Genomic DNA, 2,052 nt, shown 5'->3' with positions numbered 1-2,052 from the left:
GCGCGCTTCCGGTTTCTACACCGAGTGGCGGACATGCTGTCGCAGGTGCGCGCCGGGGCCATCGACTTCTTCACCATCTCGCCGGAAGTGCTCGGCACGCTGGTGTCGGCCGGCCAGATCAGCGGCGTCGGCTTCGCCTTCAAGGATTACAACCAGGTGTGGGCCGCGATGGACGGCGACCTCGGCGCCTATGTGCGCAAGCAGATCGCCGCGACGACGTCGCTGTTCGCGTTCGAGCGCTGCTGGGACAACGGCTATCGCCAGGTGACCACCAGCACGCGTCCGATCACCAGGCCCGAGGACTTCAAGGGCATGAAGCTGCGCGTGCCGCCGAGCCCGCTGTGGACGTCGATGTTCCGCGCCTTCGATGCGGCGCCGGCCAGCATCAACTTCGCCGAAGTGTATTCCGCGCTGCAGACCAAGATCGTCGAAGGCCAGGAGAATCCGATGGCGATCATCTCGACCGCCAAGCTGTACGAAGTGCAGAAGTACTGCTCGATGACCAACCACATGTGGGATGGTTTCTGGTTCCTGGCCAACAAGAAGTCGTTCGAACGCCTGCCGAAGGATCTGCAAGAGATCGTTATGCGCAACGTCAACGAAGCAGGTCTCAAGCAACGTGTCGACGTCAAGGCCTTGAATGAATCGCTGGTGGCCGACATGAAGGGCAAGGGCATGCAGTTCAACGACACCGACAACGAGGCCTTCCGCACCAAGCTGCGCGCTTCCGGTTTCTACACCGAGTGGCACAAGAAGTTCGGTCCCGAGGCGTGGGCGCTGTTGGAGAAATACACCGGGAAGTTGGCATAAATGGACGCGGCGATGACCGAAGTGAGACTGCCTTCTGCATCGGCGCCGACCAACCCGCTGGCGCGTCTGCTGGCGGGCGTCAATCGCGGCGTCATGCACGTTGTCGCCGCGGTTGCTGCGGCGCTGGTGGTGGTGGAAACCGGCGTGCTGCTGGCCGGCGTGATCTACCGCTATGCCTTGCACGACCCGCTGATCTGGTCGGACGAGCTGGCCTCGACGCTGTTCATCTGGCTGTCGATGCTGGGCGCGGTATTGGCGCTGGACCGGGGCGAACACATGCGCCTGACCGCCATCGTCAACAAGCTCTCCGACAAATGGCGCGTCTGGCTGGAAACCGTCGCCGCCCTGATCGTCTGCATCTTTGTCCTGATGATCATCCATCCCGCGGTCGACCATGCGTCGGAGCAGATGGCGATCACGACACCTGCATTGGAAATCCCCGATGGTCTGCGCGCCGCCGCCTTGCCGGTGGGCGCCATCCTGATGCTGCTGGCGGCGGTCTCGCGCATGGCCGCGATGACGACCATGCGCCTGCTGCTGTCGGCCCTCGCCGTGGTGGCCGTGATCGGCGGTGCGCTGTGGCTGGCCAAGCCCATGCTGCTGGGCATGGGCAACTACAACCTGATCGTCTTCTTCGTGCTGCTCATCGGCGTGTGCGTGGCCGGTGGCATTCCGATTGCCTTTGCCTTTGGCACCGCCACCATGGCCTACCTGGCGCTGGCCACCACGGCGCCGCTGATGATCGTGGTCAGCCGCATGGATGAGGGCATGTCCAGCCTGATCCTGTTGTCGGTGCCGCTGTTCGTGCTGCTCGGTTCGCTGTTGGAGATGTCGGGCCTGGCCAAGACCCTGATCGACTTCATGGCCGCGCTGCTGGGCCACGTACGCGGCGGCTTGCAATACGTGCTGCTGGGCGCGATGTTCCTGGTCTCGGGCATCTCCGGCTCCAAGGCGGCCGACATGGCGGCGATTGCGCCGGCGCTGTTCCCGGAAATGAAGAAGCGCGGCTCCAAGCCGGAAGAACTGGTGGCCTTGCTGTCGTCCTCCGGCGCCATGACCGAAACGATTCCGCCGAGCCTGGTGCTGATCACCATCGGCGCGGTGTGCAGCGTGTCGATCACCGCCTTGTTCATCGGCGGCCTGATGCCTGCCGTGATCGCCACGATCGCGATCGGTATCGTCTGCTGGTTCCGCGCCCGTCGCGAACCGATGCCGGATGTGAAGCGCGCCACCATCGGCGTG

Annotated in this window: 2 protein-coding genes; both read left to right on the top strand. The window is 64.0% G+C overall.

Annotation, left to right across the window (positions count from 1 at the left end):
- Positions 1-810, top strand: an 810-nt coding sequence (locus tag HLUSI_RS0104055; protein WP_029363104.1) for a TRAP transporter substrate-binding protein, incomplete at its 5' end; no start/stop codon positions are given.
- A 12-nt stretch (positions 811-822) separates the two neighbouring features.
- On the top strand, positions 823-2,052 hold a 1,230-nt coding region (locus tag HLUSI_RS0104050; RefSeq protein WP_029363103.1), incomplete at its 3' end, for a TRAP transporter large permease subunit.

This window comes from Herbaspirillum lusitanum P6-12 (assembly GCF_000256565.1).
GTDB lineage: Bacteria > Pseudomonadota > Gammaproteobacteria > Burkholderiales > Burkholderiaceae_D > Herbaspirillum > Herbaspirillum lusitanum.
The sequence above is the reverse complement of the archived record's forward strand: the minus strand, read 5'-3'. Positions and strand labels throughout refer to the sequence as shown.